This window comes from Niallia endozanthoxylica (assembly GCF_008710145.1).
Taxonomy (GTDB): Bacteria; Bacillota; Bacilli; order Bacillales; family Cytobacillaceae; genus Bacillus_BD; species Bacillus_BD endozanthoxylica.
This window is the reverse complement of sequence record NZ_VYKL01000021.1, coordinates 39218-55128: the sequence shown is the minus strand read 5'-3', so window position 1 is coordinate 55128 and position 15911 is coordinate 39218. Positions and strand designations below refer to the sequence as shown.

General features: G+C 36.8%; 13 protein-coding genes. 8 read left to right on the top strand and 5 right to left on the bottom strand.

Annotation, left to right across the window (positions count from 1 at the left end):
* Nucleotides 1-99: 99 nt before the first annotated feature.
* The 4 genes from nrfD to F4V44_RS14265 form a co-directional block, all read right to left on the bottom strand.
* Nucleotides 100-1308, bottom strand: a complete 1209-nt coding sequence (gene nrfD, locus F4V44_RS14280) for an NrfD/PsrC family molybdoenzyme membrane anchor subunit (RefSeq protein ID WP_150440698.1) — start codon at nucleotides 1306-1308, stop codon at nucleotides 100-102.
* Nucleotides 1309-1311: 3 nt separating this feature from the next.
* Entirely contained in the window at nucleotides 1312-1944 is a 633-nt protein-coding gene (dsrO, locus tag F4V44_RS14275; RefSeq protein ID WP_150440697.1) for a sulfate reduction electron transfer complex DsrMKJOP subunit DsrO, read from the bottom strand.
* 9 nt (nucleotides 1945-1953) lie between these two features.
* The gene (locus F4V44_RS14270; RefSeq protein WP_150440696.1) at nucleotides 1954-4317 is read right to left on the bottom strand and encodes a molybdopterin-dependent oxidoreductase; all 2364 of its coding nucleotides are present in this window, start codon (nucleotides 4315-4317) and stop codon (nucleotides 1954-1956) included.
* A 355-nt stretch (nucleotides 4318-4672) separates the two neighbouring features.
* Nucleotides 4673-6664, bottom strand: coding sequence for a molybdopterin-containing oxidoreductase family protein (locus F4V44_RS14265; protein WP_150440695.1), 1992 nt, complete (start codon nucleotides 6662-6664; stop codon nucleotides 4673-4675).
* Between the two features lie 248 nt (nucleotides 6665-6912).
* Between F4V44_RS14265 and F4V44_RS14260 the strand changes: the two genes are divergently transcribed.
* The 4 genes from F4V44_RS14260 to tatA all read left to right on the top strand — a co-directional run bounded on the left by F4V44_RS14260 (nucleotide 6913) and on the right by tatA (nucleotide 10428).
* The gene (locus F4V44_RS14260; RefSeq protein WP_191090688.1) at nucleotides 6913-7467 is read left to right on the top strand and encodes a 4Fe-4S dicluster domain-containing protein; all 555 of its coding nucleotides are present in this window, start codon (nucleotides 6913-6915) and stop codon (nucleotides 7465-7467) included.
* Between the two features lie 9 nt (nucleotides 7468-7476).
* On the top strand, nucleotides 7477-9057 hold the full coding sequence (locus F4V44_RS14255) for a PucR family transcriptional regulator (protein ID WP_150440693.1): 1581 nt from the start codon (nucleotides 7477-7479) through the stop codon (nucleotides 9055-9057).
* A gap of 274 nt (nucleotides 9058-9331) precedes the next feature.
* Nucleotides 9332-10249, top strand: a complete 918-nt coding sequence (locus F4V44_RS14250; RefSeq protein ID WP_150440692.1) for a 4Fe-4S dicluster domain-containing protein — start codon at nucleotides 9332-9334, stop codon at nucleotides 10247-10249.
* Entirely contained in the window at nucleotides 10246-10428 is a 183-nt protein-coding gene (tatA, locus tag F4V44_RS14245; RefSeq protein WP_150440691.1) for a twin-arginine translocase TatA/TatE family subunit, read from the top strand. The genes F4V44_RS14250 and tatA overlap by 4 nt, the downstream gene beginning before the upstream one ends.
* Before the next feature lie 211 nt (nucleotides 10429-10639).
* Here tatA and F4V44_RS14240 read toward each other — a convergent pair whose 3' ends face one another.
* Nucleotides 10640-11554: a tyrosine-type recombinase/integrase gene (locus F4V44_RS14240; protein ID WP_150440690.1), complete on the bottom strand. Its 915-nt coding sequence runs from the start codon at nucleotides 11552-11554 to the stop codon at nucleotides 10640-10642.
* A gap of 511 nt (nucleotides 11555-12065) precedes the next feature.
* Here F4V44_RS14240 and F4V44_RS14235 point away from each other — a divergent pair.
* The 4 genes from F4V44_RS14235 to F4V44_RS14220 all read left to right on the top strand — a co-directional run bounded on the left by F4V44_RS14235 (nucleotide 12066) and on the right by F4V44_RS14220 (nucleotide 15593).
* Nucleotides 12066-12665, top strand: a complete 600-nt coding sequence (locus F4V44_RS14235) for a CBO0543 family protein (RefSeq protein WP_150440689.1) — start codon at nucleotides 12066-12068, stop codon at nucleotides 12663-12665.
* A gap of 136 nt (nucleotides 12666-12801) precedes the next feature.
* On the top strand, nucleotides 12802-13806 hold the full coding sequence (locus F4V44_RS14230) for a DUF3231 family protein (RefSeq protein WP_150440688.1): 1005 nt from the start codon (nucleotides 12802-12804) through the stop codon (nucleotides 13804-13806).
* 356 nt (nucleotides 13807-14162) lie between these two features.
* On the top strand, nucleotides 14163-14783 hold the full coding sequence (locus F4V44_RS14225) for an NAD(P)-dependent oxidoreductase (protein ID WP_150440687.1): 621 nt from the start codon (nucleotides 14163-14165) through the stop codon (nucleotides 14781-14783).
* 411 nt (nucleotides 14784-15194) lie between these two features.
* The gene (locus tag F4V44_RS14220; RefSeq protein ID WP_150440686.1) at nucleotides 15195-15593 is read left to right on the top strand and encodes a (deoxy)nucleoside triphosphate pyrophosphohydrolase; all 399 of its coding nucleotides are present in this window, start codon (nucleotides 15195-15197) and stop codon (nucleotides 15591-15593) included.
* The last annotated feature ends 318 nt before the right edge of the window (nucleotides 15594-15911 follow it).

The following is a 15911-nucleotide window of genomic DNA, read 5'->3' as shown; positions in this document are numbered from 1 at the left end:
TCTCCTTTATGCGTTCAGCATTACTAGATCGTGCCTGGCCCCCATGTTCACTACCAAACTTCCACATTTCTGGATGGTGCCTGGCACCTATTCCGATCATTAGCCGTTCTTAACTATGGAATAGATTTTTCCCTCTTCTTTACTAAATTGACCTTTTTGTGATGATTTTTGCACAAGAATCTTTTTAGCAAGAAAAATGAATAAAAGAATCCCGAATGAAATTAATCCTACAGAAATCATCAGCTCCACTACAGATGGTGAATACGTACCAACTGTGGACCAAATATTTGGTTGGTTATAGCCAAGCGTGACTCCTTGACCTTCAGCAATGTTCGGGTGAACAAAGGCAGAGAAAAGGAGCCAAATTCGCTTACACAACACGCCAAAGACAATTAATGCGGATGAAAAGACGACCAATCCCATTTTTTCTCGATTTTTTTTAAATAATAGGATTGCTAACGGTACCACAAGACCTAGAATCACTTGCATCCAGAAATACGGAGCCAATTCGCCGCTAAGGAGCACCTCCGCATGATGCATGCCTTCTCCTTGCGGGTAAATCATGGTTATCATTTCAGAGAGAAGAAGATAGGCATCAACCGCTACAAATGTCACTAAAAGTCCTGCTAATGTCGTAATGAGCTTTTTCTCTACCACAAAGACTTTAAATGCCATTAATAGAACCAAAACAATAAGCAGCAGAGCGAGTCCTGAGTCTAATGCGGAAGCGACAAACAGCGGGGCCATGATGGCTGTATGCCAAGCTCCACGAGCAATTTGTAAGCCGAAAATCCATGCCGTTACGGAGTGAACGAGAATGGCAACTGGCAGGGCAACGGATGACATAATTTTCATTGCTTTTTGGTTCGGTTTTTCTCGTGTCATGAGATATAGATATAACACGTTAATGACTAAGTAAAGGGAAATCACCATCACGTCCCACATCAACGGTGATTTGAAATTGCTGTGCAGCAGTAAATTTAACATACGAAACGGATTTCCTAAGTCAACCATAATAAAGCCAGCAGCAACAATGACACAAACGGTTGATAATATGGTGGCTGGTTTTGCCACGACTTTGAACGACGGGATATTAAATACCGTTGCGGAAGAAGAAACAATCAATCCTCCGGCAGATAATCCAACAAAGAACATAAATAGCATAATATAGGTTCCCCAAGAAACGATATTATTCATCCCTGTTACGCCAAGTCCATTGACAAGCTGATAACCGATGGCTGAAAAGCCCATCACCGCGAGTATCCCTAATATGACGGTAGGTAAGTTCAATTTCATCTTGTTTGTCATCGATTACACCTCCCCATTCAAGCCTAAATAGTAAACTTTCGGCTTCGTTCCTTTTTCTTTCAGCAGCTGCTCCCCGTTTCTTTCGCGAATTAACCTAGACACTTCGCTAGTTGGATCATCTAAATCACCAAAGACTCGTGCTTCAGCCGGGCAGCATTCTACACACATGGGATCTAACCCTTCACTTGTTCTTTCTTTACAAAATGTGCACTTTTCAACCACACCTACGTCACGTACAGGAACGACTCCATCTCCATAATTAAAGTCTGGATGACGCTCTGCTTCTTCCCAGTTAAAGACACGTACGTTATATGGGCATGCGGCCATACAGTAGCGGCAGCCGATACAGCGGCCATAATCAATTTGGACCGCTCCATTTTCATCATAATATGTTGCACCAACCGGACATGCTTTTTGACAAGGTGCGTTATCACAATGCTGACAGGCAATCGGGATATATTTTCTCTTTACATTAGGGAAAAGTCCTTCTACACTATCTAACCCTTCATCACCTACACTAACGACACGATTCCAAAGCATTCCATCCGGCACATTATTTTGCATTTTACATGAAATTGAACATGTGTGACATCCCATACATTTGTCTAAATCGATTACCATACCATATCTCATCATGCCCACCTCCTAAATCTTCTTCACTTCAACTAACGTATCATTGTACGGAATAACGGGACCATATCTAAGCTTATACTGACGTTCGTTCAGTTTGTCGTTCGTTACATTTTGAAGGTTTCCTGCCTTCATATGCTCCGTCCACCAGCCTTCATGTAACCGGACTTGCCCTGGACGTAAATATTCTGTCACTTTACATTTTGCTTGGAATGAACCTCGCTCGTTAAAAATTTCTACAAGATCACCTGTTTTAAGTTTTCTAGATTCTGCATCCTTTGAGTTGATTTCTAGCTTTGGATGTGGATCGATTTGGTTAATCCACTTGGCATTCGTAAATTGCGAATGGACACGGTATCGAGTATGAGCCTGACTAAATTGTAAAGGATATTGTTTTGATAATGAGTTGTTTTTATGTGCTTCAGACGGTAGGTCTGAGTTCGGAAATGCCTGATCATACTCAACCATCTTTTCGTGATAGAGTTCTAGTTTTGTAGATGGAGTGGAATATTTTTGATCCATAAAACCACGATACGGCTCATTTGGTACCTTTAAACGCATAATAAAATTGTTCTCTCTTAATGTTTCAATCGTAATTCCATCTAATCGAGGATCACCAGATGTTAAACGATGTCTTTGTAAGTCTTCTGGCGTTTTAGGTAAATGATGGTCTAATCCAAATCTCGCAGCCATTTCCTTTTCGATTTGGAAGTCTGATTTACTTTCATGTAATGGCTCAATCACTTTTTGTGACATTAATACGTGAGAACGGTTCACTTGCATGTTGATAATGTCATATTCACTTTCGAATGCTGTAGAGGCTGGCAATACAATATCAGAATAATTGACACTTGGGTTATGGAAAGGATCGATTGTTACAAGAAAATCTAAGCTATTAATCCATTCTTCTGTTTTACTTAAGTTAGCAAAATGCTGCTGTAATGTGTTACCCAAGTTAATAACGACCCGTACAGAGTTTTCTTTTATGCGTCTGTCTTGGGTTGTCATCTCTAGCGGTGCTTGAGCAAATTCAGGCGGCAGTTCCCAAGAATTGAGTGCTGCAGTCCATGAGCTGCCATGATACAATGCATTTCCAACCGCTCCGCCAACCCGGCCGATGTTTCCTGTTAAAGCACCGAGAATCGCTCCTGCATGACCAGCAACATCTGCATTTCCCCATTTGTCGATTCCGCCGAATCCCCAACCAAGAACAGCAGGCCCTGCCGTTGCATATCGTTTCGTTAACTCGTAAATCACATCTTCATCAATTTCTGTCTTTTCAGATGCCCATTTAAGGGTATAAGACTTTTGATTTTCTTTCATTGCCGTAAAGACCGTTTTTACTTTCACACCATCTATAGTAAATTCTCCTTCAAGTTGAGGATTGACACCTTCAGTGTTATAAGGCTTTAGAGAATGACTATTTTTATCCCAGACGTAAAACGGATTTTCTACATTTCCTTCTTTAGATTGCTCAACTCTTAACAATTGCTTGTTGTCTTCTCTTACTAAAAATGGAGCAGATGAGTTTTTCACTAGATACTCAGCATCATACCAATTATTATCGAGAATAAGGGTAATCATTCCTAGCAGTAGATCCCCATCCGTACCTGGTTTAATTGAAATCCATTGATCAGATTTTGATGCTGTTGTAGAATAGTTCGGGTCAATCACAATAATCTTCGCACCGGCATCCTTTGCCGCGTAGAAAAACTTCGAATCTGTTAAAGTGGTTTCTAAAATGTTACAGCCTAGGAAAATAATCGTTTTCGAGTTTACCCAATCTGACGTTTCATTTTGCACATAACCGTAAGCTTGACCGCCAATACATTCCTCTAATCCGTTAGCAAGGCCAACGTCAATACCCGCTTCACAAACATATTGTGCACCAAGTAAGGTGACTAGTTGCTGGTATGTGTATTCAATACCTGAAGAAGCACTAAACAAAATAGATTTTCCGCCGTATTTTGCAATGGAACTAGATAGCTTTTTATGAATTTCAGTTAAGGCTTCATCCCATGAAATGGCAACGAATTTCCCTTCACCTCGTTCACCTACACGCTTTAAAGGAGTTTTCAGACGATCTGGACTATAAATACGTTCAATCTCACTTATTCCTTTTAAGCAAACCGTTGAAAATCTTGTATCTGTCCAGTTATTTGGAACAATTTTGACAAGCTTTCCGTCTCTAACCGTACATTTAAATGCACATCGACCTCCACAGTTTGTTGTATGGTAAGTGAACCTCGTTATTTCCTTGGGAGCATTTTCAGCTGCTGCTGACTGGAACCACTTTCGTGAAGTGAACATACCGGATAATCCGAGCGTTGCACTTCCCGCTAGCCCCGTTTTAATAAAACTTCTTCTTGAGATATTCATAAATGAATCCCTCCTGTTTTCTATTTTCTTTACATATTTATAGAGGAATAATAGTTGTTAACTATTGAACATACTCTTATTATAGTTTCTAATCATGGGTATGAGGAGTGTTGAATCGTACACTCTTAACCATCCCTGTTTGTTAGCTATTCACAAACCTTTTTTTTCCTTTCTATACAAATATGTCGATTTTATAAACATGCACAGTTTTATCAGATAAAAAAACTAGCTTTGCGCAATGAAGCGAAAGCTAGTTTTCTGCATGATACACGCACCTCATCGGCAAATGCCAGGCGCTTATTGATTAATAAGAAAGCAGGTTTTAGTTTCCTCATAAAGTGTGCGATACTAGTATCTATAATTTTTCAACATTCACAAAGGTGTCATAAAACGCGTCGTTTTGAAAAATAGATTCCTCTTTGCTCGGATTTTCTTGCTTTGCAGGTATCAAATCGTTAATGGTCACATCTGAATCTGGATACCACCCTTGATACACCATGACAATATCTTTTGGAACTTGTTTGCTGCATAAGGCTTTTATCTCAATACATGCTTGATTATTGTAAACCTTAACAATATCCCCGTTTGTTATGCCAATATCTGTGGCTGCTTGTGGATGGATGAGCGCAAATGCTTCTTTCTCATCATGAAGATTTAAAAAGTGAAATTGAGAGTTAAATGCATATGGATGATGAGGAGTGATAAACCAAAAAGGATGTTCTTTTGATGGTAACTTCCCCATCATCGGGTGAAACTCTTTATTTTGTTTCGCTAGATTAGTGTATCGCTGCTGCGCTCTAGCATTAGAAATAGCTCCTGTCATCCTTCTTTCTTTCAACTCTGATAGGTTTCTAACCGAATAAATGTTAAATACCTGATGATTAAATTGTGCATTTAGATATTCCTCTTCGGAAGAATAAATAGGAAAAGTACAAAGGGATGGCAAATGCTGATTTAGCCTTCTTGCTAATTCTGTCATCATCCACCACTCACTTCTACTATCATAATAGGGAGATAGAGCTTTTTCATTTAACGCAATTTCTTTATGCCACCAGCTTACAATAATATCCATTTCCTCAAAATGAGTGGTTGTTGGCAGAATGAGATTGGACATTTGTGCTGTCGGTGTCATGAACTGATCCACTGTCACAACGAATGGAATATCCATAAGAAACTGCTTCATCGATGCTGAATGAGGTTCTTGAATTACTGGGTTTGCACATGAAACCCATAACATTTTAATAGGAGGATCTCCCCCATGATTTCTATTATTGATATCCAGGATTCGATTTTTTCCTAATAAACGTTCAGGGGTTTGATTATTAAACATCATCGTGTCGCCATCATCTCTTAAGTAAATTCCCCCGCCTATTTTGCCAATATCCCCGTGAACGGCAGCTAATACTTCGATTGACTGAATCGTATGTCCAAAATTGGAATGTTTTTGCAGCCCTGAACCAATGACATACGCAATCGTATCGGCATCTTTCATCCAGGTCAGTAAAAGGTTAATTGCCTCTTTGGATACATCACAATTCATTCTATATTCATCTGTATCTATTTCATTTATGTTATTTATTAATCCATTCATTTCATTAGAATCACTATCGAAAAAACGTTTATCAAATAGGTTATTTTCAATTAAATGTTTAATTAATAGACTTGCCAACGCCCCGTCTGTACTTGGCCGTAATTGGATATATAAATCTGCTAGCTCAGCTGTTTGTGTATAAAGGGGGTCAATGACTACAATTTTTGCTCCTTTTACTTTTGCTTCAATTAAATAAGGAATGAGATGAATATTGGTTGCAGCTGGATTCGCTCCCCAGATGACAATTAGTGAGGCCTCTTTGATAGTAGACGGATTAGACCCATTCCTAACCACCTGATTAGATTCAAGAGCATGTAATCTTGAAAGTAAGGATGAGGTGCCAAGTATTCTTGTTGTTTCTCCTATATGTGAAAAAAAGTCATCTGTTACATAATGATGCACGCCAATATTTCCAGAACCCTTAAACAAGGCGAAAGGGAGAAGGCTGCCAAAATGATAATGAATATTCATTATTTCACTTATGATGAGCTGAAAAGCCTTTTCCCAAGAAATTTGAATATATTTCCCTGATCCTTTTACTTTTTGATAGTAAGGATATTTTAAGCGATCTCTATGGTTATTTTTTTCTGCATATGAAAATCCCTTCGCACAAAGTTTTCCCTTTGTATAAGGGTGGCTAATATCTCCTGCAATATGATGAATGGAATCCTTTTCTATATGGGAAATCATTGTGCATGAACTTGGACAATTTCTAGGACAGACATTCCTGAATTTCCTGGCTGCATGATTGTTCATCTATATTCTCCTTGTCTACGTAGTCAGAATACATTCTAGCAGAATTCCATTCGCAGCGAATTGCCTAATATCACTATTTATTGATGGGTTTTAATGGGATAGCTTTTTGGCAACTGTATGTGCTTGATGTCACTGTGACCGGCTTAAAAAAATGTAACACTATAAGAAATTCACAAGATTGTAATTTAATCATATTTTTAGATAATATAGCAGTTTCCAGAACTATTTCAGAAAGAAGGAATTACTTTATGACATCGCATTTGGTATTTTCCATCGACCTCAACAGATGTATTAATTGTAAAACCTGTGAAATGGCTTGTAATGACTTTTATGGATTGATGGGGATGCATCGTAGAAATGTAATGACAATTGAACCAGATATAGATGAACTGCCACTGCATATTTCGCTCTCTTGTAATCATTGTATGAATCCGGTTTGTGTATATATTTGTCCGGAGAATAACTTTCAAGTACGCGAGGACGGGATTGTTGTCCATAATCCAAGCGGCTGCAAAGGATGTGAGAGATGCATTGAAGCATGTCCTTTCGATGCCTTAAAGTTAAATCCCAAAACAAATCGGGCGGATAAATGTAATTTTTGTGTGGATCGGATTGAAGATGGCTTAAGACCCATTTGTGTAGAAAATTGTATAACAGGTGCACTAAGCATCATGAAAGTATCCTCAGATGAGATTAAGGCCAATAATTTCCAAGATGCAGATGTACCTATCGTTGCATATACAAGGCCTTCTGTTAATATATTAAAAAAACAAAAGGGGCATATTTTTTTGAGAGAAGGATGATAGACATCGATGAAGCTCTTATTACAGGACGTTTTATTTACTATTCCGCTTTATCAACTTACTTTTTTAACTCCCTTGCCAAAGGAAAATACTTATTTTGAAACCATTTCAACCACTATTCCTGATCAATGGTTTGAACGTCCCACTTTACTTCTGCTTGATAATGATGAGGAATGTTTAAAACTAAGCAATAAAAATGTCGTCAATCAATTGATTCAGGATTCAAATCTCATTGGAATCCTCCTTTGTCATCAGCATGAAATCCTTATTCAAGAGGATTGCTTTTTACTGCTGCGCGAATGTAAAGTACCGCTAGTCATAGCAGAAGAACCTTTATCTACCTCCGAGCTTCTTGAAGTGAAGAAGCAGCATCATACCTTTAGTAGGCTGAGTATCGAGTTAAATGGTTTTATGAATAAAGGGATTATGAAGATTGCTGAAAATCTTTCTGCAGCTTTAGAAACCCCCTTTCTTTTTTTAGATGAAAATAATCAGCTCCTTTGGCAAATCGGTTCAGAAGAAGAGATTGAAAAAGTGTTACAGTGGCTACAAAATGCTGGGCATGACAAGAGGAAGACCACTAATCCGCACACTACTTTACCTGAACAAAACTCTGTTATGAGAGTGGATGAACCTTATGAACCATACATCATGAACATTGCGGGACAAGTTCAGCTAACCTTAGTGACTTTAGCGAATTTGAAAGAATGGCAGAGGATCATCCTTGATAAATTCATTGGATTGTCAGCTCTCGTTTTTCAAACAGAAGAAATCATTCGAGCGCAACGGGAACAAATGAAAGAGCATTTTATTTATGATCTTCTCTATCGCAAGTTTGAGTCGAAAAAGGTCCTAATTAAACAAGCAAGAACGTGGGGATGGGACTTAGAAAAGCCGCATCATCTATTTGTCATTGATGTGGCTCTGTCAGATGAATGGATGATGAATTTGGAGTGGATGGATGAGATAATTGTTTTTTTAGAAAACCATCTATCCGATTTAAATGATGAGATCATTCTATTTCCGTTTCAGGATCAGATTGTTGTTCTCTTAAAAGATGATGAAAATCGTAATCCAAGTAGTAGAAAAAGCTTTGTATTTGAAAAGGCGGCCATGATGGAAAAGGAACTTTCGAGTCATTGGCCCGGCTGCCAATTTCATATTGGTATAGGGAAATGGTGTCAGGATAGCGTGAATCTTAATAAAAGTTATCAGGAGGCCAAAATGGCTTTGCAGTTCGGCAAAGTATGGTTGGAAAATGATCATGTCTTTCATATTAATGATTTGGGTATATTTAATCTCATCATGCATTTGCATAAGGAGATTCTATACGATTTTTGTGAAGAATATCTGCCCTCTTTAATTGAAAGTGATGACAAACTCGGAACAGAATATCTAAAGACCCTTAAAGCCTATTTTCAGTATCAAGGAAACGTGAATGAAGTATCAGAAGCGTTGTACATTCATCCTAATACGTTAAGAAACCGACTGAAAAAGATTGAAGACATGACTGGTCTGTACCTTCATAATAATGTAGATTTTCTAAACTTAATGGTCGCTGTTAAAATTCATTATTCCATGTCTTTTTAAATTCATTCAAGAACAAATGGTGATTTTGTCTGTTTTATGACAGAGGATTTATTGATAAAACCCATCAATCAATAAGGTTTACTACAAAGTTCATCATTTGTTCACCAATCATTCAATTGTTATTCGAATTTTATTTTCTATAAGTGGGATGGACTATTACACATACACAATTGAACAGGCTTAAATGTAGAGGAACTCACACTCCTCAGATTGGACAGTTCCTATTAGAATGAAATTGTAAGAGAAAAGCAATCAAAAATAGGTGGTGGCTTAGATGGCATTATTCAGTAAGTGGGTAGAAAGCTTAGATTATGAATATGAAATATTATCTTCGTGTACTCATCATAAAAGCCATCATTCTAATTGTACAAAATGTGTGGATGCCTGTGACAAGCAAGCGATTTCCATAACAAATGGGAAGCCTGTTATCGATCATTCTGAATGTGTGCAGTGCGGCGAATGTATGGCAGCATGCCCTGTTCAAGCTGTTGCAGGCATCCTTCCGAAAAGGGAAATCAAACAAAATGGTCTGATGATTTCAGGTTGTCATTTTCCAACCATAACGGAATTGCTTATCCTTCATAAAAAGGGCGTTCATTCCATTATCTTTGAAAATGCATCCTTCCTCGAAAAATGGATGCATCGGATGGAACAAGTAAACCAAATGCTCCTGGAACTAGGGGAATCTCCCTTTTCGATTTCGACCGGTTCGATGGAGGGTGAGGAAACTTGCTCGAGAAGAGAACTTTTCTCCCTGTGGAAAAAAGAAAGCAAATCTTTAATGAAGCAGATGACACCTGCTAAGTGGCGTTTTAATCATCATGCTTTACATTTGCGTCAGTATTATCCTGATTTCCAATTTATTAACCTAACGGTTGACCTGGATAAATGTACGCTCTGTAAAGTTTGTGAAAGAATTTGTGACCAAAAATGTTTTGATATTCAAAAGGGACACTTTGCTCTTTCAATGCAGGGATGTAATTCTTGTGGTTTATGTGCAGATATTTGTCCTGAGAAAGCAATCAGAATCGAAGAGCAAATCATAAGAACGGAAGAGATTCATTATCCTGTTTATGAGAAAACGTGCCCTGCTTGCAATCACTCGTTTAACACCGTGCGTGAACATGATGAAACCTGTACGGTTTGTACAAAAATGAATCATTTCTCGCAGAAAGGAGAGCGGATCGGATGATATCCAATATCGGAATTCCAGGATTGATTTTAATCTTAGTGCTTGCATTAATTATTTTTGGACCTAAAAAATTGCCTGAGCTAGGGCGTGCCGTTGGTCAAACTTTAAAAGAATTTAAAAATTCGACCAAGGATTTAATCATTGATGAAGATGAAAAAATTGAAAAAAAGGCTGAGTAAGGTGGGACGATAGGACAAGCACCACCACCCTCCTATTCATTTCAACTGATGAGAAAAAAGGTGTCAGGCACCATCCCAAAAATGGATGGTGCCTGACACCTTTTTTAGTCGCAATTGAGGATCATGGTTATCCCCCTAGTGAAAACGATATCAATCCTCATTAAAACAAGAGCCTCTATTTCTCTATGAGGACTCTTGTTTTATCATTTTCTTAAAATCTAGGCATCGCCTCAACCGCATCTGCTAGATCACTATACGAATCTTTTAAATACCTGCTGGTGGTAGCAATATTGCTATGTCCAGCCAATCTCCTAACCTTCTCAATATCATTATTTGTCGCCTTTAACATCCATTTACAGAAAGTATGCCTGAACATATGTGGAGTTAATTTCTTATTTGGTAAACTATAGCCCTCGACCATCGTTTGGATCCCACGTACAGTAAACTTGGGAGACCGTTGACTGTAGAACACATATGGCGATTGGTCCACATGCGGTTTCTTTTTAGCCATTTCTGCTCGGAATGAAAGCCAGTCCTCTATCTCGGCTAACAGCGTATTCGAAATAGGGATTGTTCTGACTTTATTTCCTTTCCCCACTATCCTCATTCGTTTCAACTCTAAATCGATATCGGTTAATTTCAGGTTAGAAAGTTCATCCACACGCGGTCCCGCATAGGTCAATAAATAGATGATAGCCCGATCCCGACGATATTTTTCTTCCGGATCGACCCCTCTGCTTTTGATGGGTTTCTTCCTTATTCGATCGAGCAAATCTCCAAACTCTTCTTCTGTGAGCCACATAATCTTTTCGGACTCCTCATCAGCTGTCTTTAAATCCTGGATATCAATCATCGGATTGTGCTGCAACCTTTGGTTTTTTACTGCCCAAGCATAATAGCTTCGTAAGGAATTAAGACGGCGATTGATTGTAGAGACGGCCAACGGTTTGACATCTGTTGGACTAAGCATTCCATTGATCCATTTACGAATGTCTGCTGCCGTGACATAATCATCGGGTTGGATATTCATCTCATGAAAAAAACTTTTTAGATCATTCGCATAAGAAATAATCGTATTTTGTGCCATCCCCTTTTCCTGAAGATAAGCAAGATAATTTGAAAACACATGTTCACGCCCTTCACTTATGTAATGTGTTTAATCGTTTTTAAGCGATTACTAAAGATTAGTCTATTTTATATTATATGATTAGTATAACACACTTTAAAAAGGAATGACGGTCACTGCTATGTATCATCCTTGACATCGTTTTTACCACTGAATGACAAAAAGTGTACCAGAGAATGACATACTGTGTGTCACTTCAAATTTTCCGGTAATACAAGAGGAATCATAGTATTGAGAATCAAAATGTTATCGTTTTTATAATCATTTGATAGATTTTCACAAGCTCTGTCTCCCACGAACGGGCCATATTGTTGAGTAACATTTCCAATAAAATTGGATATTTCATGTTGGAAATGGCAAAAATTTTCACTTAAGCCAACGGAGCAGGTTAATTAATAACAATGGGAAATAAAGATATAAATTTTTCTAAAAATCCTTTTTTCATGATTTACCGTTAATGAATAAAATTCCATGTATTATTGAATGCTAACTAAAAACTGGAGACAATTTTATGGAAAAAGGTCAACTAGAAATAATTGAAAAAATCTTGAAAGCAGAAATTGAACAAAATACCAGATTGATGAATTATTGGCAGGAGTTTTCAAACTTCTCAAATTGGCAATTTTGGGTTGTCCTAGCAATGTTTGTTCTCCCTCTTATCGTATTAATTCTCTTTATAGACCGAAAAAAAGTTTTCCATCTTGGATTTTATGGGTACAGTGTACATGTGTTTTTCACCTATACAGATGTAATTGGCACAGAGAGAGGAATTTGGATTTATCCCTATAAACTACTTCCGTTACTTCCATCTAGTATCACTCTTGATGCTTCATTCGTACCTGTAGCTTATATTCTTCTTTACCAATACACACTTAACAGAAAAAAGAATTATTATTTTTGGATGTTATTACTCTGTATTACTTTTGCATTTTTCCTGAAACCACTTATGGTTGGAATTGGATTGTTTCATTTTCACGATAAGGAGAACTTTTTATTGCTTTTCGTGGGGTATGTGTTCGTCGCCCTCATTTCTAAATGGTTAACTGACTTTTTTATCTTTTTGAGTAAAACAACTAAATGGAGTTTATATAATAAAAACATAGATAGATAATGTTCTTATTGAAATAAAGGATTTCTATCGTTTAACAAAGGTAGCGTTACTTTTACCTACTATATTAACGAAGCAGTATTGTTGAAGGAGAAATAAGAAATGTTTTGAAGAATATCTTGAAAGGAAAGATAGAGCTATGGAAACAGATAAATCACGATTAACGGCAGCAGAAATGGGAAAACTTTGGGTAGCTTATGTTGGAAATACTATGGAGAAATGTGTGCTTAGTCATTACCTTAAACATGTAGATGACACAGATACTAAAAGGGTTTTAGAATATGCCTTAGGTTTAACCAAAACCTTTATAGAAGATATTAAAAAAATTTTTAAACAAGCCGACTTTCCAATACCAATAGGATTTACCGAAGATGACGTGAACTTAGAGGCACCAAGACTATTTTACGATGATTTTTATCTTTATTATTTACAATATTTAGGCAAAGCAGGGATGAGCATTTATAGCGTAGCTATCCCTTTAGTGACAAGGAAAGATGTAAAAGACTTTTTTATCAAAGCTCTTAGTGACACTGTCAAATTGATGAGTGATGTAAGTGATGTGCTAATATCAAAAGGAAGATTAATGAATACACCAGTCATACCAGCCCCTGAAAAAGTTGATTTTGTTCATAAACAAAATTTCTTAAGTGGTTATTTTGGAGAAGTTAGACCACCTCATGGATTAGAAATTGCACATCTTTACGGGTGTATTAACAACGATGTAACAAGTAAAGCACTCATTCTTGGTTTTAATCAGGGAGCAAAAAATGAAAATGTAAAAAAGTTTTTGGAGCGTGGCAAAAATATTAATCAAAAGCATATTGAACTACTTTCCGACAAACTGAGTAAAGATAATATTCCTTCGCCAACAATTTTAGACCATTTGGTTACGACTTCTACTACAACGACATTCTCAGATAAACTCATGGTTTATCATAAAATTGACATGTTCTCAATGAAAATAAGAGAATATGCAAATGCTGCTTCACTTAATGGAAGAAAAGATATTGGTGTCTTATTTGCAAAATGTCAATCGGATGTTTCATTTTATGTAGAAGATGGTGCTAATCTTTTGATTGACCTCGGATGGATGGAGCAACCACCAGAAGCAGTTGACAGAGACAATTTATCTTCAAAAGAATAATACATTATAGGTATGAAAAAGCGAACAGTTACATTAAAATTTTTTAACTAAACTAGCCAATAGTTTATCAACATTTTTCAATAAAAGAATGAATAACATCATGATATGCTAAAATTGAACATGGCATATAAAATGCTCTTCAACAATTGGGCGCGTTTCTCTATGAAATGCGTCTGTCTTCATTCTAAGGGCCCTATTGTGGAGTAACTTCTTTAAAGAAAATTAGATTTCTTTCCCAAATTTTAAAGGGATTGTGAAATTATATATTTAAAGTAATCCCATCTTAATTAAAAAAGACGATATAATGGCTTTTATAGAGTAGTGTAATGTTTAGATTCTTAAAAGGAGGCTTGTTCTTGAATATTTTAATTTTAGGTGGAACTGGACGAGTTGGAAGTCAAATAGTTACTTATGCCCTTCATGACAGACATCATGTTACTGTACTAGTTCGCACTCCAGAGAAGATTCAAATAAATCATGAAAATTTAACTATTATTCAAGGAAATGTTTTAAATAAAGATGATATGGTACGTGCAATGCATGGAATTGATGTCGTTATTAGTGCACTCAATACAGATGGGGCAACTACTCTATCAGAAAGTATGCCGTTTATTATTGAAGCAATGGAAAATGAAGGTATACAACGAATTATTACTATAGGAACTGCTGGGATCCTGCAAAGTAGAATTACCCCAAATTTATTACGTTATCAGTCAAGTGAATCAAAGCGCAAGTCAGTCCGTGCAGCCGAAGAACATTATAAAGTCTACGATATGCTTAAACAATCAAAACTTGAATGGACGATTGTCTGTCCTACATATTTACCGGATGGAGAAAGGTTAGGTAAATATCGAACAGACAGTCATTTTTTGCCGGAGGATGGTATTAAAATTTCAGTGCCAGATACAGCAGAATTTGCATTTAACCAAATAAAAAGTAGCGATTATATAAAAACACGTGTAGGTATCGCCTACTAATCATTTTCCCTTACACTACTTACTTATCGGACTAACCCGTTAGTTGAATAAATAAAGGAGTTGCTGCTACAATCCCCTCACTTTACTAACCGGTAGCTTTAGTGTAAGAAGAAATCATTCATTTTAAGATTGAGAAACCATATTTTAGTTATTCAATTATAAGGCGCGATTGTTGAAGATCATTCGTCTAATTCCTCGATAAAAATACGGAGGTATTAGACTTTTTTATCTTTCAAGCCCCTCAAAGTTGTCATTCATGTTTTCTTAATGTTACCCCATTGATAAATACGTTGGCAACAAGTGGTAAAACCTATGACAATCGTTGGTAAATCGAAAGTAACGCAACCTAAAAATTTCACCCAAGAAATGAAATCGTATAAAATAGAATCAACATAAACATCGGAGGAAAATATGAAAAAGCTCGTCAAAGTCGTTGCAGCCATTATTGAAAATGATCAAAATGAAATCTTATGTGCCCTTAGATCACCTGTGATGTCTGTTCCTAACAGATGGGAATTTCCTGGTGGCAAGGTAGAGAAAGATGAAGATATTTATTCAGCACTTGAACGAGAGATTGCCGAAGAATTAGGATGTAAAATCGAAACAGAACATCACGTATTTAATGATCATACCCATGAATACGATACTTTTACTGTTAACCTATTATCTATTAAGTGTAAAATTGTAGAAGGTTCTCCCAAAGCCAGTGAACATTCAAAATTAGTTTGGCTAAAGAGAGAAAACTTAGAGTCATTGAAATGGGCTCCTGCTGATATTCCTGCAGTTGAGCAACTAATGAATGAAAAATAGCCTTCTCCATTTTTGGTTGAGATTATGAAATTTTGTTAGTAATGTTGGACTCCTAGTTCCCTTGCTTAGCCATTTAAATTTCTCTTTTCATGTTACGATGTCGTCAATTTCCAATGAAATGTATATCTGTCATGTTAGCTCAATATGGTTTCTGTATTTGGCAATTAGAACATGGTTCTTTCCAAAGTTGGTTGAAAAGAACCTAAAAAATGATGTTAATGGCAGTATCCTATATGAATAAAAAAGCCAAGATACGCAAGTAAGGCATAAAAACTTGCATGTTTTAGGCATTTAATTTTATTCATTATTGTGTTAAAG